Source organism: Pseudonocardia sp. HH130629-09 (assembly GCF_001294645.1).
Classification (GTDB): domain Bacteria; phylum Actinomycetota; class Actinomycetes; order Mycobacteriales; family Pseudonocardiaceae; genus Pseudonocardia.
In genome coordinates, this window is the sequence record NZ_CP011868.1 from 3,160,378 (window position 1) to 3,182,761 (window position 22,384).

The 22,384-nt window shown below is 75.2% G+C and carries 19 protein-coding genes; 8 read left to right on the forward strand and 11 right to left on the reverse strand.

From position 1 onward, the window contains the following. Positions 1 to 7: 7 nt before the first annotated feature. Positions 8 to 2,089, reverse strand: coding sequence for an APC family permease (locus XF36_RS14495; protein WP_060712394.1), 2,082 nt, complete (start codon positions 2,087 to 2,089; stop codon positions 8 to 10). 141 nt (positions 2,090 to 2,230) lie between these two features. On the opposite strand from XF36_RS14495, the gene XF36_RS14500 reads away from it, so the two are divergent. Both XF36_RS14500 and XF36_RS14505 read left to right on the forward strand, forming a co-directional pair. Next, complete coding sequence (locus XF36_RS14500; RefSeq protein WP_020622835.1) at positions 2,231 to 2,893, forward strand: potassium channel family protein; 663 nt, start codon at positions 2,231 to 2,233, stop codon at positions 2,891 to 2,893. Next, positions 2,893 to 3,546 carry a potassium channel family protein gene (locus XF36_RS14505; protein WP_020622834.1) on the forward strand — a complete coding sequence of 218 codons (654 nt, stop codon included), beginning with the start codon at positions 2,893 to 2,895 and terminating at the stop codon, positions 3,544 to 3,546. Before XF36_RS14500 ends, XF36_RS14505 begins: the two co-directional genes overlap by 1 nt. Before the next feature lie 62 nt (positions 3,547 to 3,608). Here XF36_RS14505 and XF36_RS14510 read toward each other — a convergent pair whose 3' ends face one another. From XF36_RS14510 to dut, 4 genes are all read right to left on the reverse strand, one after another. Next, on the reverse strand, positions 3,609 to 4,376 hold the full coding sequence (locus XF36_RS14510; RefSeq protein ID WP_060712395.1) for a DUF3159 domain-containing protein: 768 nt from the start codon (positions 4,374 to 4,376) through the stop codon (positions 3,609 to 3,611). Between the two features lie 48 nt (positions 4,377 to 4,424). Continuing rightward, the gene (locus XF36_RS14515; protein ID WP_060712396.1) at positions 4,425 to 4,802 is read right to left on the reverse strand and encodes an OB-fold nucleic acid binding domain-containing protein; all 378 of its coding nucleotides are present in this window, start codon (positions 4,800 to 4,802) and stop codon (positions 4,425 to 4,427) included. Between the two features lie 249 nt (positions 4,803 to 5,051). After that, a complete protein-coding gene (locus XF36_RS14520; protein ID WP_168169520.1) occupies positions 5,052 to 8,564 on the reverse strand; it encodes a DUF3710 domain-containing protein in 3,513 nt (1,170 codons plus the stop codon). A 24-nt stretch (positions 8,565 to 8,588) separates the two neighbouring features. Next, positions 8,589 to 9,104 (reverse strand): dUTP diphosphatase, encoded by a 516-nt coding sequence (gene dut, locus XF36_RS14525; protein ID WP_020623551.1) that lies wholly within the window; start codon positions 9,102 to 9,104, stop codon positions 8,589 to 8,591. A 25-nt stretch (positions 9,105 to 9,129) separates the two neighbouring features. Between dut and XF36_RS14530 the strand changes: the two genes are divergently transcribed. After that, positions 9,130 to 9,642 (forward strand): DUF3093 domain-containing protein, encoded by a 513-nt coding sequence (locus XF36_RS14530; RefSeq protein WP_193393970.1) that lies wholly within the window; start codon positions 9,130 to 9,132, stop codon positions 9,640 to 9,642. A gap of 115 nt (positions 9,643 to 9,757) precedes the next feature. On the opposite strand, the gene XF36_RS14535 is transcribed toward XF36_RS14530, so the two are convergent. Further along, the gene (locus XF36_RS14535; RefSeq protein ID WP_020626973.1) at positions 9,758 to 10,060 is read right to left on the reverse strand and encodes a DUF4193 domain-containing protein; all 303 of its coding nucleotides are present in this window, start codon (positions 10,058 to 10,060) and stop codon (positions 9,758 to 9,760) included. 314 nt (positions 10,061 to 10,374) lie between these two features. Between XF36_RS14535 and XF36_RS14540 the strand changes: the two genes are divergently transcribed. Then, positions 10,375 to 11,460, forward strand: a complete 1,086-nt coding sequence (locus tag XF36_RS14540) for a phosphotransferase family protein (RefSeq protein ID WP_060712399.1) — start codon at positions 10,375 to 10,377, stop codon at positions 11,458 to 11,460. After that, a complete protein-coding gene (gene cei, locus XF36_RS14545) occupies positions 11,460 to 12,089 on the forward strand; it encodes an envelope integrity protein Cei (protein WP_060712400.1) in 630 nt (209 codons plus the stop codon). The genes XF36_RS14540 and cei overlap by 1 nt, the downstream gene beginning before the upstream one ends. An 18-nt stretch (positions 12,090 to 12,107) precedes the next feature. Here the strand turns inward: cei and XF36_RS14550 are convergent, their stop codons facing one another. Then, positions 12,108 to 12,938 carry an inositol monophosphatase family protein gene (locus XF36_RS14550; RefSeq protein WP_060714703.1) on the reverse strand — a complete coding sequence of 277 codons (831 nt, stop codon included), beginning with the start codon at positions 12,936 to 12,938 and terminating at the stop codon, positions 12,108 to 12,110. Between the two features lie 248 nt (positions 12,939 to 13,186). On the opposite strand from XF36_RS14550, the gene XF36_RS14555 reads away from it, so the two are divergent. Further along, positions 13,187 to 14,617, forward strand: a complete 1,431-nt coding sequence (locus tag XF36_RS14555) for an RNA polymerase sigma factor (RefSeq protein WP_060712401.1) — start codon at positions 13,187 to 13,189, stop codon at positions 14,615 to 14,617. A gap of 68 nt (positions 14,618 to 14,685) precedes the next feature. Here the strand turns inward: XF36_RS14555 and XF36_RS14560 are convergent, their stop codons facing one another. Beyond that, entirely contained in the window at positions 14,686 to 15,540 is an 855-nt protein-coding gene (locus tag XF36_RS14560; RefSeq protein ID WP_060712402.1) for an alpha/beta fold hydrolase, read from the reverse strand. Positions 15,541 to 15,553: 13 nt separating this feature from the next. On the opposite strand from XF36_RS14560, the gene XF36_RS14565 reads away from it, so the two are divergent. After that, positions 15,554 to 15,757: a hypothetical protein gene (locus XF36_RS14565; RefSeq protein WP_145981366.1), complete on the forward strand. Its 204-nt coding sequence runs from the start codon at positions 15,554 to 15,556 to the stop codon at positions 15,755 to 15,757. Positions 15,758 to 15,765: 8 nt separating this feature from the next. On the opposite strand, the gene XF36_RS33310 is transcribed toward XF36_RS14565, so the two are convergent. Beyond that, entirely contained in the window at positions 15,766 to 16,335 is a 570-nt protein-coding gene (locus XF36_RS33310) for a CHRD domain-containing protein (RefSeq protein WP_060712404.1), read from the reverse strand. A 274-nt stretch (positions 16,336 to 16,609) separates the two neighbouring features. Here XF36_RS33310 and XF36_RS14575 point away from each other — a divergent pair, with 274 nt between their 5' ends. Further along, on the forward strand, positions 16,610 to 20,056 hold the full coding sequence (locus XF36_RS14575) for an ABC transporter ATP-binding protein (protein WP_202968400.1): 3,447 nt from the start codon (positions 16,610 to 16,612) through the stop codon (positions 20,054 to 20,056). A gap of 46 nt (positions 20,057 to 20,102) precedes the next feature. Here XF36_RS14575 and XF36_RS14580 read toward each other — a convergent pair whose 3' ends face one another. After that, positions 20,103 to 21,275, reverse strand: coding sequence for an NADH:flavin oxidoreductase/NADH oxidase (locus XF36_RS14580; protein WP_060714704.1), 1,173 nt, complete (start codon positions 21,273 to 21,275; stop codon positions 20,103 to 20,105). Between the two features lie 185 nt (positions 21,276 to 21,460). Continuing rightward, positions 21,461 to 22,384 (reverse strand): cation diffusion facilitator family transporter, encoded by a 924-nt coding sequence (locus tag XF36_RS14585; protein WP_060714705.1) that lies wholly within the window; start codon positions 22,382 to 22,384, stop codon positions 21,461 to 21,463.

Genomic DNA, 22,384 nt, shown 5'->3' on the forward strand with positions numbered 1-22,384 from the left:
TCGGCGTTCACCGGTCCTCCTCCTTCGGGACACGGGGTGCGGACGAGGTGCCGCCACCGGTCCGGACGCCCGCGCCGTCGCGGAGTTCGCCGGGCAGCTGCTCCGTGCCCGGGTAGCCGCGACGGGACGCCCCCGGCGCCTGCAGCGGCGACAGCGCCCGCGTGCGCGAGGACGACGGCAGCTGCCACGGCACGCTGGTCACCATCACCCCCGGCTGGAACAGCAGCCTCGTCTTGAGCCGCAGTGCGCTCTGGTTGTGCAGCACCTGCTCCCACCAGTGCCCGACGACGTACTCCGGGATGTAGACGGTCACGACGTTGCGTGGGGAGTCGCTGCGGATCCGCTTGACGTAGTCCAGCACGGGCCGGGTGATCTCCCGGTAGGGCGACTCGACGACCTTGAGCGGGACCGGGAGGTTCCGCTTGTGCCACTGCTCGACGAGCTTCTTGGTCTCGGAGTCGTCGACGTTGACCGTGACCGCCTCGAGGATGTCCGGGCGGGTCACGCGGGCGTAGGCCAGCGCCCGCAGCGTCGGCTTGTGCAACGTGGAGACGAGCACGACGGCGTGGTTGCGCGAGGGCAGCACGTCGTCGGTCTCGTCGGCGACGAGTGCGGCCGCGACCCGGTCGTAGTGCAGCTGGATCAGCCGCATGAGAACGAAGAACCCGCCCATCGCGACGATCGCGATCCAGGCGCCGAGGGTGAACTTGGTGATCAGCACCGTGATCAGCACGACGCCGGTCATGCAGGCGCCGAACCCGTTGATCGACTGCGCGCGGCGGATCCGGCGGCGCTCGGACACCGGCGGCCCCAGCGCGAGCTCCCGGTTCCAGTGCCGGACCATGCCGGCCTGGGACAGCGTGAACGACACGAACACGCCGACGGTGTAGAGCGGGATGAGCCGGGTGACCTCGGCCTGGAAGCCGACGACCAGCAGGATCGCGAACAGCGCGAGCGCGACGATGCCGTTGGAGAACGCGAGCCGGTCGCCGCGGGTGTGCAGCTGGCGGGGCAGGTAGCGGTCCTGGGACAGGATCGAGCCGAGCACCGGGAAGCCGTTGAACGCGGTGTTCGCGGCCAGGACCAGGATCAGCGCCGTCATCACGATGACGAAGAAGTAGCCCGGCGGGAAGTTGTCGAAGACCGCGTCGGCGAGCTGGGCGATCATGGTGTGCTGCTCGTAGCCGGGCGGGGCGTCGGGGAACTGGCGCGCCGGGTCCTCGGCGATCTGGACGCCGGTGAGCTGCGCCAGCGCGATCAGCCCCATGAACAGCGACACCGACATCGCCCCGAGCAGCAGCAGCGTGGTGGCCGCGTTCTTCGACTTCGGCTTGCGGAAGGCCGGCACGCCGTTCGAGATCGCCTCGACGCCGGTCAGCGCGGCCGCGCCCTGGGTGAAGCTGCGCAGCACGAGCAGCACCAGGGCGAGGCCGGTGAACGCGTCGCCCTCCGCGACCAGGTGCAGGTCGGCGCTCTCGGCGCGCACGGGGTCGCCGAGGATCAGCACCCTAGTCAGCCCCCAGAGGATCATCGTCGCGACGCCGAGGACGAAGGCGTAGACCGGGACCGCGAAGGCGGCGCCGGACTCGCGGATGCCGCGCAGGTTGATCGCGGTGAGCACGGCGATGGCCGAGACGGCGAACAGCACCTTGTGCTCGGCGACGAACGGCACCAGCGCGCCGATGTTGGCCGCGGCCGCGGAGAGCGAGACGGCGACGGTGAGGGTGTAGTCGACGAGCAGCGCGCTGGCGACGGTCAGTCCGGCGTTCTTGCCGAGGTTGACCGTCGCGACCTCGTAGTCACCTCCGCCGGAGGGGTAGGCGTGGACGTTCTGCCGGTAGCTGGCGATGACCGTGAGCAGCACGACGACGACGGCGAGGCCGATCCACGGCGACATCGCGTAGGAGGCGACGCCGGCGACCGACAGGGTCAGGAAGATCTCCTCCGGCGCGTAGGCGACCGACGACATGGCGTCGGAGGCGAACACGGGGAGGGCGATCCGCTTCGGGAGCAGGGTGCTGGTCAGGCGGTCGCTGCGCTGCGGTCGTCCGACCACGAGCCGCTTGAGAGCGACGGCGAGCTTGGACACGGGGCGCAGCCTATGCCCCCGGTCCGATCCGCTTCGCGATAGCGTTCACCGCGCGTCGTCGGCGTCCCCGTCGCCGTCGGTACAGAAGGAACGATCCGTACATCCCGGGCCTCCCGACCCGGCGGAAGGACCCCAGACGCCATGCACGTCGTGATCATGGGATGTGGCCGCGTCGGCGCGTCCCTGGCCTCGGGCCTGGAACGGCTCGGCCACGAGGTCGCGGTGATCGACCGCGACCCGCAGGCCTTCCGCCGGCTCGGCCCGGACTTCCGCGGGCGCCAGGTGGTCGGCTTCGGCTTCCACCGCAGCGTGCTCGACGAGGCGGGGCTGGAGTCCGCCGACGCGTTCGCCGCCGTCTCCTCCGGGGACAACTCCAACATCATCGCCGCCCGGGTGGCGCGCGAGAGCTACGGCGTCGGCAAGGTCGTCGCCCGGATCTACGACGCCAAGCGCGCCGCGGTGTACGAGCGCCTCGGCATCCCGACGGTCGCGACCGTCCCGTGGACGACCGACCGGCTGCTGCGCATGCTGCTGCCCGACGGCGTCGCCACCGCCTGGCGCGAGCCCACCGGCACCGTGGCCGTCCTGCCGCTGCCGCTGCACGAGAACTGGGTGGGGCGCCCGATCCGCGACCTGGAGCGGGCGACGAGCTCGCGGGTCGCGTTCATCGTGCGGTTCGGCACCGGGGTGCTGCCGACCAAGGACACCACCGTGCAGCACGAGGACACCGTCTACGTGGCGGCGGTCTCGGGCACGGTCAGCGATGTGACGGCGGCCGCCGCGGCGCCGCCCGAGGAGGACTGATGCGGGTCGCGATCGCGGGTGCGGGCGCCGTCGGGCGGTCCATCGCGCTGGAGCTGGTCGAGTCCGACCACCGGGTCATGCTGATCGAGCGCGAGCTGACCCACATCGACCCGAACTCGGTCCCCGAGGCCGAGTGGGTGCACGCCGACGCCTGCGAGCTTTCGTCGCTGGAGGACGCCGGCATCGAGGGCTGCGACGTCGTGATCGCCGCGACCGGCGACGACAAGGTCAACCTGGTGGTGTCGCTGCTGGCGAAGACCGAGTTCGGGGTCCGCCGGGTGGTCGCCAGGGTGAACGACCCGCGCAACGAGTGGCTGTTCGGGGAGAACTGGGGCGTCGACGTCGCGGTGTCGACGCCGCGGCTGCTGGCGGCGCTGGTCGAGGAGGCCGTCGCCGTCGGCGACCTGGTGCGGCTGCTGACGCTGCGTCAGGGGCAGGCGAACCTCGTCGAGGTGACGCTGCCCGAGGACACCCCGCTGGCCGGGCGGCCGGTGCGGGTGCTGGAGCTCCCGACGGACTCAGCGCTGGTGACGATCCTGCGCGGCGGCCGGGTCATCGTGCCGCAGCCCGACGACGCCCTGGAGGGCGGCGACGAGCTGCTGTTCGTGGCGACGACGGCGGTCGAGGAGGACATCCGCGCCGCTCTCCTGTGACCCTGCCTCTCCCACCCCGCCGGGGGGACCGGCACCCGGGGCGCCCCGCGTGCCAGTGCCGCTCAGGCGGTCGCGGGGCGGGCGCGCTCGGCGCGGCGCACGATGAGGATCGTGGCCAGGATCGCGACCCCGGTGAGCGGGTAGCCCATCGCGAGCCGCGCGACGCCCAGCCAGGTCTCGGAGTCGGCGTGGTACAGCCCGCCCTGCACCACGACCTTCGCGAGGAAGGTCCCCGCCCACACCGCGGTGGCCCAGCCGTAGGCGCGGACCAGGTGGGGGTCTGCGCGCCACTCGGTGCCGTGTCCGTTGATGCCGTGCCAGATCACCCCGGCCAGCGGCCAGCGGGCGATGATCGAGACCAGCGCGACGACACCGAGGGCGCCGCTGTAGAGCAGGCCCGGCAGGTAGAACCCGCGGGCCTCCCCGGTCCGGCTCGCGACCAGCGCGCAGATGCCGACCCCGAACAGGCCGGAGATCGCCGGCATCACCGGGTCACGGCGGACGAGGCGCCACAGCAGTACGAGCACTCCGGCGCCGAGCGCCGCGACGATCGCGGTCCGCAGGTCGGAGAGCACGTTCGCGAGGACGAACACCACGACCGGGATGGTCGAGGCGACGATCCCGGTCACCCCGCCCATCTGTTCCAGCAGGGTCGGGGTCGGCGCCTCCGGGGTGGACTCCGCCGGTCCCCCGGTCCGGTCCGGTTCCGGTGCGGCGGCGTGCGCCGGTGCCGTCACCGGCCGGCCGAGGGGCGCGGTCCGGTCCTGCGGGTCGACGTCGGTGACATGCGGGATCCGGGTGGTCGGGGCGTCGTGGTGGTGGTCGTTCAAGCCGGTCCGATCCGTCGGCTCAGGAGCAGGCCGCGAGGGTCCCGCGGGTCACTGCGCCTGGCAGATCTCGTAGTACGGGTTGTAGAGCACCTTGCGGCCGTCGCGGACCGAGATCCGGCCACGGACCCGCATGGTGCGTCCGGCCTCGATACCGGGGATGCTGCGCCGGCCCATCCAGACCAGGGTGACGCCGTCGGTCCCGTCGAACAGCTCGGCCTTCAGGGTGGCGTCGGCACTCTGCGGAGAGAGGTCGACGCTGCGGATCCGGCCGAGCATCGTGACCTCTTCGCCGCAGGCACAGTCGCGGGCCGGTCGTGCACCGGTCTCCTCGACGTCCTCGGCGAGGTCGCGCGCGTCGAGTTCGTCGACGTCGCTGGTGAGTTTGCGGAGCATCCGGCGGAACGCTCCGCCATCCGTGCTGCCCATGTCTCTCCTCGGCCGTGTCCGGTACCGGCCCGGGGTCACCGGACCCTCCGGTGACCCGCACTCGCGCGGCAACACGACAGGGTGTCGTGGTGGCGTCGAGAGCGTAACGCGCGGATGCCCCGGTTTGTGCCCGCGGCGGCCCCGACCTCCCGGTCACCGCCCCGGCGACCGGCTCGCGGGCCGCGCCCGGTGGTCGACGGGCGGGTGCGGGCCGGGCGTACCGGACACCCGCGCCCATCCCGCTGCCGCTCAGTCCCGCCGGTGCCGTCCGAGGTCGCGGGGACCGGTGCCGCCCGCGCGCCGACCGGACGGCCACTGGCCGGTGAGCCCGGACCCGCCCGCGGCCCGCCCGGCGTCGAGCCCATCGGAGGTGCCGTCGGCGCGCTGGCCCGCGGTGCGGGCCGGGTCCGCGGGCGCGGGGTCGTCGGTGCGGGCCGCGGCCCGTCCGGCGGCGGCCCGACTCGCGCGGTAGTCGGCCAGCCCCGTGACACCGCCGTGCCCGTTGGTGCGGTCGGCACCCGGTCCGTCGGCGTGCGGCCCGCGGTCGGCCGACGCGCTGCGCAGCAGGTCCTGCAGGGCACTGCGTGCCTCGTCGGCCGAGGTGGGACCGCCTCCGTGCCAGGGGCGGTCCGCATCGGCCGCGGCCCGGAACAGATCGTCCCCGCCCGGGCCCGGCGCGGCGCGGCCGTCGGTGCCCGGCTCGGCACCGCCCGGTTCCGGCGCGCCCGGTCGGGTCCGGTCGCCGGTCGCCGGGCCCTCCGTCGCCGACCGGTCCGCCGCCCGGTCGCCGTCCCCGCTGCCGTACGGGCCCGGCGCCGCCGGGTACGCGGCCGGTTCCGGGTCGTGGTCCGGGCCGCGCGACGTGGAGCCGGTGGGCGCGGGACCGGCGGTGCTTCTCCCCGTGGAGGGCGCGTCGCCGGGTTCGCGGCGGCGTCCACCGCCTGCGGGGGCGTCGAGGGCGACGGCGGCGAGCAGGTCCGCCACCGAGGTGCCCGCACCGGCGCCGTGCCGGCCGGACCGGCGGCTGGCGGCGATCTCGGCGGACAGCCAGCCGTCGTCGTCCGGGGTGGGGTCGGTGGGTGCCGTGTGGCCGGGCGCGTCCGCGGTGGGCCGGGCGCCCCGCCGACGACGGGTGGGCGCCGGTGCGGCGGGCTCGGTCGGGGCCGGCAGCCGGTCGAGCGTGGCCTCCATGAGCGGCACGTCCGACAACGGGATGTCCTCGATGGCCCAGGTCGGCGGCGACGCAGGCTCCGGCGGGCCGGCCGGGGTGTCCCGGGTGCGCGCGGCGAGCAGGTCCGCGGCGTCGATGCGGGCGGCGTCGGCGGCGCGGTCGCGCCGGAAGCGGCGCGCCGACCCACCGGTGCCGGGCCGGGTCGACCCCGCGGCGGCACCGGAGGCGGTCGTGGTGCCGAACGGGTCCCGGCCGTGGGCGGCGCCATCGGCAGCAGCGTCGACAGTGCCGTCGGCAGCGGCGTCGGCAGAGCCGTCGGGAGCGGTGCCGGGATCCAGGGCGGTACGGCCGTCGAACGCCGAGCCGTCGAGCACGGTGTCACCGAGCGCGGGGCCGTCGAGCACGGTGCCGGGGTCGAGGGCCGAGGCCGGGACGGTGGTGCTGCGGTCCAGGATGTCGCCGGCCGACGCGCCCCGGCCGAAGCCGGTGAGCGGGGTCGCGGACCGGTCGTCCTCGACGCCGGCGAGCAGGTCGGCGGCCGACAGCGCGGTCACTGCCGGGTCCCGGCGGGCCGGGGGTTCCGCCGGTTCGGGCTCCGGGGCCCGGAGCGGGGCGGCCGCGCTCGGCGCCGGGTCCGGCGCGTGCATCGACGCCGGGGCGTGCAGCGGAGCCGGGGCGTGGATCGACCCGCGCCCGGGCAGCGGGCCCACGCCGGTGTCGGGGCCCGGCCCGGCCGCGGGGGCGACGCCGCCCGCGGTCGGGATCGCGCCGGTCGGGGTCGCACTGCCGGGGATGCCCCCGGGCGGTGTGCCCCCGGGCTGTGAGGCGGCGGGGGGCGTGGCAGCGGGTGATGTGGCAGCAGGTGATGTGGCAGCAGGTGATGTGGCAGCGGCCGGGGCGCCGCCGAGCCGGTTCGCGCCGGTCCGGTCGGGCCTGGCCGGGCGCCCGCGTCGACGACCGGACCGCGCCTCGGGCCCGGGGGCGACCAGCGGGCCGTCGGTCAGCGCGGTGCGCTCGGCGGGCGACTCGTCGGTGCGCACGTCCGGGGCGAGCGGCGTGCGCGCCGCGGCCGGATCGGCCGGGGCCGCCGCGGCGGGGCGGCGGACCTGCGGCAGCGCGCGGGTGCGCGAGTCGGCGTCGTCGGTGGACGGGCGGGGGCCCACCGGCCCCGCGGGCGGCCGCGCGGCCGGCACCCCGGACGCCGACGCCGCGGCGGGCGCGGTACGGCGCGGGCGGGCCGGGCGGGCGGGCTCGACCGGCGTCGCCGGTTCCGCGGAGGCGGCGGCCGGCACCGGGCGGGCGCCGGTCGTGGGACCGGTCGGCGCCGGGGTCGCGCCCGTCTCCCCGGCGGGGGCCGGGACGGACACGGTGATGCTGGGCTTCTGCGGCGCGACCTCGGGCTGCCGCTCGCGCAGGTGCTCGGGCAGCTCCAGGGGCAGGACGGTCCGCGGCGGGTACGGCGACTTCCCGCGGACGACGATGATCCCCCGCAGCACGCGCCGGAGCTCCACGTCGAGGGCCTCGACGGTCTCCAGCGACGCCGTCGCCACGCCGTAGACCATCCAGCGCGGGCCGTCGCAGCCGACGAACACCGATGCGGCGTTCTCGGTGCGGGCGTGGAGCTCGCGGCCCCAGTCGCCGCGGGCGTTGCGGACCCGGGCACCGCCGGTGCGCAGGGACTGCTCGATCTCCGCGGACAGGTCCGCCCACAGCCCCGACGACCGCGGCGCGGCGAGCGCACTCACCGCGATCCGGCCCTCGGCCAGCAGCAGGTGCACCGCCTGGGGACGCTCGGCGCCGGCGGGCTCCAGCTTCAGCTCGGCGCCGTAGGGCACCGGGACCTGCAGGGCACCGAGGTCGACGCGGGCGAGCGCGTCGGTCATCGACGGGTCGAGCTCCTCGACGTCGGCCGGCCCCAGCGGGCGGCCTCCGCTGCCGGGCGGCGGGACCGACAGCGGGGCGTCACCGACGCCGTACTCGTCCTCGTCGTACTCGGCGTCGTGGTCACCGTCGTACTCGGCGTCGTGGTCGTCGTCGGCGGGCCTGGACGGGCGCCGGCCCCAGGACGGGCCGTCGGGGTCGCCGCCGTCGAAGCCCTGCGGGGTGCGGTCGCGGGCGTAGGCGAGCTCGTCGTCCTCGACGCGGTGCGACAGCAGCGGGGGTTCCTCGTCGTCCCAGCGGCCGTCGGGTGCGACCCGCTCGTCGTACCCCGCGGGTGCGGGTGCCGGCAGGCGCCCGGAGGCCGGGGCACGGCCGGTGGTGTCCCGGCCGACCGCGCGTACCGCCGTCGTCGCCGCGGCGGGGCCGGCGGGTGCGGGGACGGCGCCGGTCCTCGGGCCGGGTGGCACCGGGCGGGAGCCGGTGGCGGGTGCGGAGCCGTTGCGCCCCGGCGCGGGTGGCCTGCCGTTCGGCGCACCGGGTCCGGAGCCGTTGCGCGGGGCCACGCCGTTCGCCGGCGGCGCCCCGCGGCGGGCGTAGTGGTCGGCGTAGTCGTCGAAGTCGTCGACGTCGGAGTCGCCGTAGCCGGGATAGCCCGGGTAGGCACCTGTCCCGGTGTCCTCGATCCCGTCCTCCGGACGGATGTCGAACATCCGACCGCGTGTGCGTCCGGGCATCTACTGGTCCCCTCCCCCGGCGACGAGCGCGGCGTTCCCGCCGGTCGAGCCGTGACCGGCGGCGCCGCGTACCGACGCGGGCAGCGCGGTGACCTCCACGAACCGGGCCGTCTCGACCCGTTGCACCACCAGCTGCGCGATGCGGTCCCCCCGGTGCAGCTCCACCGGCGTGTCCGGGTCGGTGTTGACCAGGCAGACCTTGATCTCGCCGCGGTACCCGGCGTCGATCGTGCCGGGTGCGTTGACGATCGAGAGACCGCACCGGGCCGCGAGGCCGGACCGGGGATGCACGAACCCGGCGTAGCCCTCGGGCAGCGCGATCGCCACCCCGGTCCCGACGAGCGCCCGGCGCCCCGGCTGGAGGACCACGTCGGTGGTCGTCACGAGGTCGGCCCCGGCGTCGCCGGGCCGCGCGTACGCGGGCGGGGGGACGTCGGGGTCGAGCCGCGTCAGCAGGACGTCGACGGACGCTGCTGCCGGCGGCTGGTCCGGGGGAGCGGGCACGGAACCGGGCACGGCGGGCGACGCTACCCTGGGCCTCGTGAGCGAACGGGATCCGGAGACCGACTCTGCGACGGCTGGCCCTGCTGCGTTCGACGAGCGGTTGTCCGTCCCGGTGTGGTGGTACCTGCTCGCCGTCGGGCTCGGTGTCCTGATGGGCGCGCAGATCCACATGGGCTATCCCGGCCTGCGGGCGTGGCTGGGCTACCTGACGATGGTGCCGCTGTGCGTCGGTGTCCTGTGGTGGATGGGCCGCAGCCGCACCACCGCCCGCGACGGCGTGCTCGTCTCGAACGGCCGCGAGCTGCCGCTGTCCGCGGCGGGCGTCACCGACACCGTCGCGCGGGCCGACAAGCAGCAGGCGATGGGCCCCGATCTCGACCCGCAGGCCTACGTCCTGCACCGGGCATGGGTCGGGCCGCTGGTGCGGGTCCAGGTGATCGGCCGCGACGAGCCCTACTGGGTGCTCAGCACGCGCCGTCCCGACGAGCTGCGGGCGGCGATCGCCGCCCAGGCGCCGCACCCCCAGCAACAGCAACGCCGACAGCGCTGACACGCGGAGAAACGACGGGGCCCCGGCGAGATCGCCGGGGCCCCGTCGTGGTCCTCCCGTCGGACGGGTCCTGTCGGGCCCGCCCGGTCAGGCCTGCCCGATCAGGCCTGCCCGATCAAGCGGCACAGTCGCGGCAGAGGAACTGTCCGCCCGAGGAGCTGGCGAGCCGGCTCCGGTGGTGCACCAGGAAGCAGCTCGCACAGGTGAACTCGTCCGCCTGCTTCGGCAGGACGTTCACCGTCAGTTCCTCGCCCGACAGGTCCGCGCCCGGGAGCTCGTAGCTCTCCGCGGTGTCGGTCTCCTCGACGTCGACGACCGCGGACTGCGCCTCGTTGCGGCGCTGCTTGAGCTCGTCGAGCGAGTCCTCGGCCATCTCGTCGGCCTCATTGCGACGCGGGGCGTCGTAGTCGGTCGCCATCAGGTCTCACCCTTGCCTTACGTCCGAGCTGCTCGATTCCGGCCCACGAGCAGCGGTACTTCGCATCGGTTGGTCGTCGCGTGCCGCTGGAGAACGTCGCGGGGAGCGGGTTTGTGCCCGGCCCCATGAGTGAGGCCGGTCTCACCTGGCCCGTGGACCGGGTGGCTCGTCCGTCGTGAGTCCTTGTCGCGGCCGGTCCGTCACCGGCGGCGGGGAGGGTAGCCCAGCGTCCGCGGAGCGTCGCAGCGAGTCCCCCGATGATGCCGGGTGTCGCCCCGACGCCACCGCCGCCGGGCGCACTAGTGTCGCCCGGTGTGACGACGAGCGCCCGCACCCCCACGCCCGGTGCCGACCCCGCCACCGTCGGCGCGTGGCTGTCCACGGCCCTCCGCGACGAACGGTGGCGCGAGGCGCGGCTCACCCCGATCGGCGCCGGGCGGTCCAACCTGACCTACCGGGTCTCCTCCCCCGCCGGTGCGGTCGTGCTGCGTCGCCCGCCGGTCGGCGCGGTCGCCGCGACCGCCCACGACATGGGCCGCGAGCAGCGGGTGATCTCCGCGCTGGGGCCGAGCGCCGTGCCCGTCCCCGCGGTGCTGGCCGCCGACGACGGTGACGTGCTCGGCGCCCCCTGCTTCGTGATGGAGCTCGTCGACGGCGTCGTGCCGCTCGACGGCCTGCCCGAGGACTGGGCGGCCACGGAGCAGCAGCGCCGCGCCGCGGGCGAGGAGCTGGTGGACGTGCTGGCCGCGCTGCACGCCGTCGACCCGGCCGCGGCGGGCCTGGGCGACTTCGGTCGTCCGGAGGGCTTCATGGAGCGCCAGATCCGGCGCTGGGGCACGCAGTGGGCCGCCGCCCGCGACGGCGACGACCCCGTCCCGGTGGACGCGGAGGTCGAGTCCGAGCTCACCCGGCTCTCCGACCGGCTGGCCGCCGACGTGCCGGCCGCGCAGCGCCACACCGTGGTGCACGGCGACTACCGGCTCGACAACTGCGTCTTCGACGCCGGGGACCCCGGCCGCATCCGCGCGGTCCTGGACTGGGAGATGTCCACCCTCGGCGACCCGCTGGCCGACCTCGGGCTGCTGCTCGTCTACTGGAAGCAGGACGGCGACGCCACCGTCTGGTCCTCCGCCCAGCCGCTGGCGAGCCCGACCGGCCTGCCCGGCTTCCCGACGCGGCGCGAGCTCGTCGAGGGCTACACCGCGCGCACCGGCCTCGACGCCGGACCGCTGCCCTGGTACGTCGGGTTCGGCGCGTTCAAGCTGGCCGTCGTGCTCGCGGGGATCCTGGCGCGGGCCCGGGCCGGGTCGGTGCCGGCGGAGATGGCCGACGGCCTCGACGGGTCGGTCGGCCCGCTCGTCGGGCTGGGCCACCACGTCCTGGACGGAGGGTCGATCTGATGCCGGCCGGCCGCACCCGCACCGACCGCCCCTACGAGCGGCGCCGGCCCCGTCCGATCCTGGTGACCACCGCGTTGCTGGCCGTGCTGGCCGTCGCGACGTGGGCGGTCGTGCTCGGCACCGCCTCGGACGGCTCGGCGTCGACGAACTGCCCGGCCCCGTCGTCGGGGGCCCTGGCCGGAACCGAGATCGACCGGGCCGAGCTGGCCTCGGTCGCCCCGGCCGCCCCGGACGACGTCCGCTTCCACGTCCTCAACGCCGGCGGTCAGCGCGGGCAGGCGAACCTGGTGTCCGCCGAGCTCAAGGACCTGCAGTTCGGCGAGGCCGGGACGCCGGGCAACGACCCCACGTTCCCGCAGGGCGACCTGGACTGCATCGGGCAGATGCGGTTCGGCCCGGAGGGTGCGGCGTCCGCGTCGACGCTCGCGCTGGCGCTGCCCTGCGTCGAGCTGATCCGCGACGACCGTCAGGGGGCGGTGGTCGACGTCGTGGTCGGGTCGGCGTTCACCGACGTCGCACCGGGCCGTGCGGCCCGCGACGTGCTGGACCAGCTGTCCGCGCCGGGTACCGAGGGCGGTCCACGGGCCGACCCGGGCCTGCTGGCCCAGGCCCGCGCGGCGACCTGCTGAGCGGAGCGCCCCGGCGGCTCAGACGGTGTCGGCGCCGCTGCGGCGGGCCAGTTCCGCGAGGGCGGCGGCGACTCCGGGCGCGGCGGCGAGCGTGACGTCGGCGCCCAGGGCGTCGCCGTCGTCGAGGCCGTGGACGCCCGGGCTGCCCGAGACGTGCACCACGGCACCGGCCTCGGTCGCGATGAGCGCACCGGCCGCCCAGTCCCACCAGTTGCAGCCGTGCTCGAGGTAGCCGTCGAGCCAGCCGGCCGCGACCGCGCACAGGTCCAGCGACGCCGCGCCGGCCCGGCGGACGTCGCGGACCTCGGGGAGCATCGCCGCGACCATCCTGGCCTGCCGGGCGCGCCGCTCGGCGCGGTAGGCGAACCCGGTGCCGACCAGCGACTGGCCGAGCTCGGTGGTCGCCGCGGCGCGCAGCGGACGCCCGTCGAGGGTCGCGCCGAGACCGCGCCCGGCCGACCAGAGCCGGCCGGAGGCGGGCTCGGACACCGCACCGGCCACGCCCTCCCCGTCGACGACGGCGGCGATCGAGATCCCGTACCAGGGCAGGCCGTAGAGGTAGTTGACGGTGCCGTCGATCGGGTCGACCACCCAGCGTGCGACGACGGGGTCGCCGGCGCCCTCCTCGCCGTACACCGGCTCACCGGGGCGCAGCTGCGCGAGCCGGTCGCGGACGAACCGCTCCACCGAGGCGTCGGAGGCGGTGACGACGTCGGTCGGCGAGGACTTCGTCGTGACGCCGTCGTCGTGCGGCGCGGGCAGGCCGCGCAGGTGCTCCGCGGCCTCGGCCGCGACCTGCTCGGCGACGGCGCGCAGGGTGGCGGGATCGCTGCTCTCGTGCGGGCTCACCACCCCATCCGACCACGTGCGGAGCCGCCGGGACGCGCGGGGCGGCGTGAGGTGCGTCCCCTCGGCCGGTACGCAGTTACAATGGAACGCGTACCCCGTCTCCGGGACGCGCGGCGACCACCATCGACGCCGGCGACCGAGACGGTGGCAGGACAGGACATCCCGGCCGTCGTGGCCTCGTCTCCCCCGACGAGCGCGCCGCGACCGGGCCGCGTAACGACTCCAGCGCACGTAGCGAGAGGGCCCAAGTGGCAGCCGCAGACTCCGCAGCACGCAGCGACTCGACCGTCGAACCGACGTCGGGTACCGCATCCCGCAGCCGCCGTACTTCCGGCACCACGAGCACCGCGTCGGCGACGACCGGCACGGTGAAGAAGCCGGCCGCACGCACCCGCAAGCCCGCCGCGGCGGGTGGCACGGCGACCAAGGCCGCGCCGAAGACCGGCCCGCGCAAGCCCGCCACGAAGAAGGCCTCCACCACGAAGGCCGACGGCGACGAGCCGGACGCCGACGGCGAGGAGGTCGTCCTCGAGGACGGCGAGATCGACGCCTCGGACGTCGAGGCCGACATCGAGGCGGCGGCGAAGGAGGAGACCGCCGACGACGACGATGACGACGACTCCGAGGACGAGACCAACACCGGCAAGAACCGGGTGGCGCCGACCACCCGGGCGTCGCAGCAGAAGTCGGCCGACTTCGTCTGGGACGAGGAGGAGTCCGAGGCCCTGCGCCAGGCGCGCAAGGACGCCGAGCTCACCGCCTCGGCCGACTCGGTCCGCGCGTACCTGAAGCAGATCGGCAAGGTCGCGCTCCTCAACGCCGAGGAGGAGGTCGAGCTCGCGAAGCGCATCGAGGCCGGCCTCTACGGCGCCGAGCGCATCCGCAAGGTCTTCGAGTCGAACGAGAAGCTGTCCCCCCAGATGCGGCGCGACCTGCGCTGGATCGTGCGGGACGGCGAGCGCGCCAAGAACCACCTGCTCGAGGCGAACCTCCGGCTCGTGGTCTCGCTGGCCAAGCGCTACACCGGCCGCGGCATGGCGTTCCTGGACCTGATCCAGGAGGGCAACCTCGGCCTCATCCGTGCGGTCGAGAAGTTCGACTACACCAAGGGCTACAAGTTCTCGACCTACGCGACGTGGTGGATCCGGCAGGCCATCACCCGCGCGATGGCCGACCAGGCCCGCACCATCCGCATCCCGGTGCACATGGTGGAGGTCATCAACAAGCTCGGCCGCATACAGCGTGAGCTGCTCCAGGATCTCGGGCGCGAGCCCACTCCCGAGGAGCTCGCCAAGGAGATGGACATCACCCCGGAGAAGGTGCTGGAGATCCAGCAGTACGCCCGGGAACCCATCTCCCTGGACCAGACCATCGGCGACGAGGGCGACTCGCAGCTCGGTGACTTCATCGAGGACTCCGAGGCGGTCGTCGCGGTCGACGCGGTGAGCTTCACCCTCCTGCAGGACCAGCTGCAGTCGGTGCTGGCGACACTGTCCGAGCGCGAGGCGGGCGTCGTCCGGCTGCGCTTCGGTCTCACCGACGGCCAGCCGCGCACCCTCGACGAGATCGGCCAGGTCTACGGCGTGACCCGCGAACGGATCCGCCAGATCGAGTCGAAGACGATGTCGAAGCTGCGGCACCCGTCGCGGTCCCAGGTGCTGCGCGACTACCTGGACTGAGAGCACCACCGTTCCACGACGAGGGCCCCGCCGGAGCAGCCGCATCCGGCGGGGCCCTCGTCATCCGGTCAGAACAGGGTCGGGGTGGGGGCCACGGCGTCGTCGAGGAACGCGCTGATCGCCGGTACGAGGGTCGCCGTCTCCCCCACCAGCCCGATGTGCGACGTCGCGGGGAGCACCACCAGGCGTGCCCGGGGGACCTCCTGCAGCATCCCGGTCGCGGCGGCGCGTTCGTTGCCGCCGCCGAGCAGCCGGAACATCTTCACCGCGTGCTCGGGTCGCACGCCGTCGGCGTCCCCGACGATCACCATGGAGCGGGCGGTGATGCCGCGCATCCGGGCGTCGTCGATCTGCTGGTCCTCGGCGTTGAGCACCTTCACCTTCTCCACCCACGCCGCGAACGCGGCAGGGTCCGGCGTGTGCTCCAGGAACGCCGTCTCGACGGGCGTGCCGGACAGCACCGTCACGTCCATCCCCGTGACGGCGGAGTGCACGGCGGGGTACCAGCCGTCGCGGCGGAACGTCGCGGCCATCACGACGAGCTTGCCGACGAGGTCCGGGTGCCGGAGCGCGAGCTGCAGCGCCACGCCGCCGCCCTGGGAGTAGCCCAGCACGTCCGCCCGGTCGACACCCAGGCCGCGGAGCAGTGCCGCGGCGTCGTCGGCGAACTGCTCGTAGGACAGCGCACGGGGCGTGTCCGGGGTCCGGCCCTGGCCCTGCATGTCGGCGACGACGACGGTGCGGTCGGCGGCGAACCCGGCCACCCACGCCGCCATCGAGCCGGTGGCCATGAACGCGCCCGGCAGCAGGAGCAGCGGGGGCGAGGTCCCGAGCTCGCCGTACACCTCGTGGTACAGATCCAGGCCGTTGACCGGCAGGTGTCCGGCCGAGGACGGCGACAGGGCGGGTGCTGGTTCGGTCATGGTGTCTCCCGCGGTGCGACGATGGGATCGGTCCCCCTACCGACCGCGTCGCGGCACCGGACTCATCGCCCCCGGCGACGTCGTCCGGTGCGACGCCCCGGACCGGCACCGGTGGTCCGACCGCGGGACCCGGGTCCCCGGCGCGGCGGCCGGCCGCGCCGACACCGGGCCCACCGGACTCACCGGGCCGCAGGGCGACCCGGCGCCGGGCCGGTGAGCGGGCCGTCAGCCGGTCTTGGACAGCTGCCCGCGCAGCGCACCGGTCCGGTACTGCTCGGTGTGGACGTCGACGAACCAGGCGGCCGGGTTGGCCTCCAGGTCCGTGACCGCGAACCCGGTGCCGGTGTCGACGCCGCCGACGATCACACCGGTGGTGAACGGTCCCTGCAGGCAGCCCGTGCTGGTCATCGGGCCACCGGGCGGTCCCTGCGGGTCCGGGAAGGCCATCCGCGGGTTGCCGGACTCGTTCGGCCGCCCCTCCTGCAGGTGCGTGGCGGTCCGTGCGGGGCTGCTGAACGGCGGGGTCACCCCGGTCACCTGGATGTCGTAGCAGACGATGTTCTGCTGGCTGTTCAGGCGGAGGGTGAAGGTGCCGGTCGCGCCCTGCTGGCCGGGTACCGGTGCGCCGTCGTCGGCGCGGACCGCGTCCGGGGTGAGGGTCGCGGTGAGCGTGCTGGTGAACGTGGGCGGCTCCGGGACGGGTGCGTCCTCGGCCAGCGCGGGTGACGCGGTGAGCGCCAGTCCCGCCACCGCGCAGAGCGCGCCCCCGACCCACCTGATCGACCGCAGTCCCATCGGTTCCCCCTCGTGCTCGCGTGTCGCCGAAGGGCAAGCATGCGGACACCACCGGCCCGTCCGCGCCCCTTCGGGGTGTTGTCGACCGCTTCGGGTGGGGCACGGGCTGATCCGGTTTCGACCGGGCGATCCGGGGCACGGCCCGGAAAACCGCGCGATTCCGTCGGGGGTCACGGTTACCGTCGATCACCGATCGCGCCGGAGATCCCGGAGCGCGGTCTCGTCGGGGGTGTCGAGGGTGCGCGCGCTGTCATGGCGTCGGCTGGGTGGACCGGTGTCGTTCGTGTCCGTGGGCGCCGCGGTGGTGGCCGCGGTCGCGGAGGCGACGGCGGCGACCGTGGTCGGGGCGGTGGTGAGCGGGCCGACGGCCACCCTGATCGCCGTGCTGGCCGCACTGCTGCTGGGCGCCGCGCTGCTGGACACCCTGGGCCGGGTCCTGTTCTCCGGGGTGGTCGGGCGCGCGGAGGGCAGGTTGCGTGCGGACCTCGTGGGGTCCGCGCTGGCGCAGCCGCTGCCCGCACTGGAGGACCAGGCGGTCGGGGAGCTCCTCGACCGGGTCGACGACGACTGTCGCCAGCTCGCCCAGCTCATCCGGCGGATCGGCTGGGAGACCGGCCGGTCGCTGCTGCGCTCGGTCGTCGCATGGATCGTCGCCGGGCTGGTGTTCTGGCCGGCGTTCGTCGTGTTCCCGCTGGTCGCCGCCGGAATCGTGCTGGTGGCGCGGCCGTTGACACCGCAGATCGCGCGGGCCAAGGTCGCCGAGGAGACGGCCTGGTCGGACCACGCGGCGCAGCTGGAGGAGTCGGTCGCCGGCCAGGACGACGTGCGCACCTCGCTGGGCCAGCCGCACGTGGTCGCCGGGTTCGCCCGCCGGGCCGCGACGGTCGTCGCGCGCACCCACGAGGTGTCCCGGATCGCGACCCGGCTCGGTCTGCGGACGGGCACCGTCGCGCACGCGCTGCTCGGGGCGCTCGCGCTCGGCGGGGTGTGGCTGGTCGCCGGGGACCCGGGCGGCATCGCCGCACTGGTCACGTTGTGGCTCCTGGTCACCGCGTTCGTCGGCCAGGTCGACGCCATCGTCGACCGGATGCCCGACATCCAGGCCGGTCTGGGCGCGCTCACCCGGGTGTCGTCGCTGCTGGAGACCGAGCGGGAGTCCGAGGGCGGCCGTCCCCTGACACCGGGTCCGGCGTCGGTGGAGCTGCGCGGGCTGACCGCCGGGTACGACGACGGGTTCCGCCTGGGCGGGATCGACCTGACCGTCCCGGCGGGGACGACGTGTGCGCTGCTCGGCCGTACCGGCTCGGGGAAGTCGACGGTCACCAAGGTGCTCTCGCGCGCCGTGGAGCCGCCGCGCGGGCAGGTGCTCCTGGCCGGGGTCGACGTGCGCGACCTGGACCTGGAGGGGCTGCGCCGCCGGGTCGGTGTGGTCACCCAGCGCACCGAGATCCTGGCCGCGACCCTCGCGGAGAACATCACGCTGTTCGACCCGGCGGTCCCGCGCTCGGCGGTCGAGGCCGCGACCGCCGCGCTGGGGCTCGACGAGTGGGTCGACGCCCTGCCCGACGGCCTGGACACCCGTCTCGGCACCGGCGGGATCGCGCTGTCCTCCGGTGAGGAACAGCTGGTGGCGTTCGCCCGGCTGCTGGTGCGCGACGTCGCCGTCGTCGTGCTGGACGAGGCCACCGCGCGGATGGACCCGCGCACCGAGGAGCGGGTGACCCGCGCGTCGCGGGCGCTGCTCGCGGGCCGCACCGGGATCGTCGTGGCGCACCGGTTGTCGACGATCCGCCGTGCCGACGCCGTCGCGGTGCTGTCCGACGGCCGTCTGGTCCAGCACGGCGCGCGGGAGCAGCTGGCCGCCGAGCCGGGCCGCTACGCCGACCTGCTCGCCGCGGACCGGTCCCTGCCCGGGACCGCGGGCGCCACAGCGACGGCCCCGGCGGGCGCGGAGCGGCACGGCGGTGCCGTCACCGACCCGGGGTCGCCGCTGCTGCACCGGGCCGCCCGTCGTGCGGTGCCGGCCCCGGACCCGGTGCCCGCTCCCCCGCTGTGGCGGGTCGTGCTGCGGCTGGCGCTCGCCCACCCGCGGTGGGGTCTGACCGGCGGGGCGATGTTCACCCTCGCCACCCTGGGCTCGGCCACCGGTGTGCTGACCGGCTGGCTGTGGGGCCTCGTCGTCGCGGGGCTGGAGGGCGGCCGCACACCGTGGGGGCCCGCCGTCGCGCTGACGGTGGTGCTGATGCTGTTCCCGGTGTGGATCGCCGTCGCGTTCCGCACCTACCCGCGCTGGTGGTCCGCGGCGACGCTGCGGCTGCGGCTGGGGGTGCTGCGCGGGCAGACCATGCAGCGGCGCGGCCCGCGCTCCCCCGCGGGCGAGGTCGTGGCGCGCGCGTTGGACTCGGACCGGATGATCCTCTACGTGGACCGCTGGGTCGACGTCACCAACTCGGTGATCGTCGTCGTGGTGGCCGGGCTGGTGGCGGCCGACGTGCGCGCGGCCGCCGTCATCGGCGGGTTCCTGCTGGTCTGCGCGGGGGTCGCGGCGATCGGGGCGCCGTTCGCGGGGCGCTCCGGGCGGATCGCGGCCGACGCCAGGGCCCGGTTCGGCACGGTGCTGGGCTCGGTCCTGGAGTCGGTGCGCACGGTGAAGCTCGCCGCCGCGACCGGTGCGCTGCGGGCCCACCTCGCCGACGTCGACGGCGACCGGGTGCGGGCCACGGTCCGGGAGTACCGGGTGCGCACCCTGCTCGACGGTGTCCCCGGGGTGCTGCTGCAGGGCGCGGTGGTGCTCACCTGGTCGCTGTACCTGGTCGGGACCTGGCCGCTGGCGACGGCGCTGCTGGTGTCGACCACGCTGAACGGGGCCGGGTTCCTCGGGCAGGTGTGCGCGGCCGCGGTCACCGAGGCCCCGATCGCGCGGCGCTGGCTGCGTGCCGTCGCCCCGTTCGCGGGCCCCGCGGACCTGACCCGGCAGCCGCCGGGCGTCGACCTGGTCACCGGCGCCGCGCCGGCACCGGCGCCGGTGGAGCGCGAGCCGCTGCAGCGGCTGAGCCTGGAGAAGGTCGCCGCCGTGCACGACGACGGCACCGTCGGCGTCGAGGGTGTGGACCTCGACATCGACGCGGGCTCGCTGGTGCTGGTCACCGGCCAGGTCGGATCGGGCAAGTCCAGCCTGCTCGCCGGTCTGGCCGGGCTGGTCGGGCACGAGGGCGTCATCCGGTGGAACGGGCGCGCGGTCTCCGACCCGCAGACCTTCCTGCGTCCCGGGCAGGTCGCCTACGTCGGGCAGGTCCCCCGGGTGCTGTCGGGCACCTTCGGTGACAACATCGCCCTCGGGCACGACCGCCCGGTGCAGGACGCCGTCGGCGACGCCCGCCTCGACCGGGACGTCGCCGCGGCGGGCGGGCCGGACGCCGTCGTCGGGCACCGGGGCATCCGGCTGTCCGGCGGACAGGTGCAGCGGGTGGCGATGGCCAGGGCGCTGGCGACCGGCGCCGAGCTCATCGTCGCCGACGACGTGTCGTCCGCGCTGGACGTCCGCACCGAGATCGAGCTGTGGGCGGCGCTGCGCCGGCGCGGCAGCACCGTGGTCGGCGCGAGCACGAAGCGGGCGGCGCTGGCCCGGGCGGACCGGGTCGTCGTGCTGGACCGCGGGCGGGTCGCCGACGAGGGCCCCTGGGACGAGCTGGCCGCACGCTGGTCGCACCTGGCGGGCTGAGCCGGGTCACCCGGCCGCGGCGGGCGTCGCCGCGGCCGGTGACCGCTCAGGCCGAGCGCAGGTGCTGCTCGGTCGCGGGCGACGGAGCCGGCCAGCCGATGCTCGGGTCGTGGCCGCGGAAGTTCGACAGCCACCAGCCCCAGTCCTCGGGGACCAGCGAGAACGGGTCACCGTGGCCGAGCTCGCGGGCCGCCCACACCGGCCAGTGCGCGTTGGCCAGGGCCGGGCGGCCCAGCATCACCAGGTCGAGCTTCTCCTCCCGGATCGCGCGGTCGGCATTGGCCGGGATGCCGAGGTTCCAGCTCACCGTGACCGGGATGCCGATCTCCCGGCGAACCCGGGCGCCACGTTCGACCCAGGCCGAGACGTGCGGGAAGTGCGGGTCGCGCATGTCGTCGGTGTTGCCGCCCATCGACAGGTCGGCCATGTCGGCGCCGTGCTCCTTGAGCCACCCGACGACCTCGATCGAGTCCTCCCACTGCACGCCGTCGGGGTGGTAGTCGTCGGCTCCGAGGCGGAAGGTCAGCGGGTACTCCTCCGGCCAGACCTCGCGGACGGCGTCCATCGCCTCCAGCAGGAACCGGGCCCGGTTGGCCTTGCTGCCGCCGTAGGCGTCGGTGCGCCGGTTGGCCAGCGGCGAGTAGAAGCTGGCGCCGAGGTAGCCGTGCGCGAAGTGCATCTCCAGCCACCGGTAGCCGGCGTCGAGAGCGCGCCGGGCGGCGTCGGCGTACTGCCGGTGCACCGCCGCGATCTCCTCGACGGTGAGGGCGTGCACCGGGTACGGGCGCTTGCCGAAGCCATAGGGCACGTCCGACGGTCCGACCACCTGCCAGCCTTCGGGGTGGTCGGGCGGCAGCTGGCGGCCGAGCTCGTTCGCCACCCACGGCTTGAGCTCGCTGCCGTTGCGCCCGGTGTGGCCGAGCTGGATCGCCGGCACCGCGCCCATGTCACTGATCATCGCGGTGACCCGGCCGTGGCCCTCGATCTGGTCGTCGTCGTAGATCCCGGCGCAGTGCGGGGTGGTGCGACCCTCGGGGGCGATCGCGACCTGCTCGGGGAAGATCAGCCCGAACCCGCCGGCGGCGCGCGCGCCGAGGTACATGAGGTGGAAGTCGTTCATCTTGCCGTCGACCGAGCGGTACATCGTCATCGGCGACATCGCGATGCGGTTGCGCAGGGTCACGCCCTTGAGCGTGTAGGGGCTGAACAGGTCCGGCACGGGCACTCCTCGGGGAGATTCGGTCGTGCACAACCATGCTCCCGGCTCGTCACCATCGGGTGACTGCCGGTTCCCGTCCGGTAACGGGCCCCTCACATCGTGGGTGAGCCCAGCCGTGAGGCGCCCGGACGGCGCACCCGGTTCGGCCGGGCGCAACGGCCCGGGCGGCGGCGGGCCACGACGGCTCAGCCGCAGTGGTTCTCGTGCCCGGTGTGCGCGGCGTGCTCGACCTGCAGGGTGGAGTGGTCGAGACCGAACCGCTCCCGCAGCACGTGCCCGGCACGGTCGAGCACCGAGGCGTCCCCGCAGTGCCCGGAGACCTCCTCGTCGACGACGACGTGCGCCGACATCGCGGGGGTGCGGTCGTTGATCGCCCACACGTGCAGGTCGTGGACGTCGGCGACCCCCTCGACGGCCAGCAGCGCCGCCTTGACCTCCTGGGCGTCGACCCCCTTGGGCGCACCCTCCAGCAGGACGTGCGCGGCCTCGCGCAGCAGCGACACCGCGCGCGGGAGGATCAGCGCGACGATGAACAGCGAGGCGATGGTGTCGGCCCAGGGCCAGCCGGTCGTCAGCAGCACCACGGCGGCGGCGAGCACACCGACCGAGCCGAGCGCGTCGCCGAGGACGTGCAGCATGGCCCCGCGCATGTTCATGTTGCCGCGGTCGCCGCCGGCCAGCACCGCGAGCGAGACCAGGTTCCCGATCAGGCCGAGCACACCGATGACCAGCAGCGGCAGGCCGGGGATCTCGGCCGGGACGAACAGCCGCTGCACCGCCTCCACCCCGACCCACACCACGACCGCGACGAGGGTGAGCGCGTTGAGGGCGGCGACGAGCACCTCGGCCCGACCCATCCCGTAGGTCCGGGACGTCGTCGCGGGGCGGGCGGCGAGCACGCTGGCGATCAGGGCGGCGACCAGCGCGCCCGCGTCGGTCAGCAGGTGACCGAGGTCGGCCAGCAGTGCGAGCGAGCCGGTGTACACCGCGCCCGCCGCACCGAGGACCGCCGTGACCAGCGTGACGCCCAGCGCCGTCGCCAGCCGGCGGCGATCGGTACCCGCCCCGGCGTGCCCGTGCCCCGCCTCACCACCGTGTCCGCGCCCCAT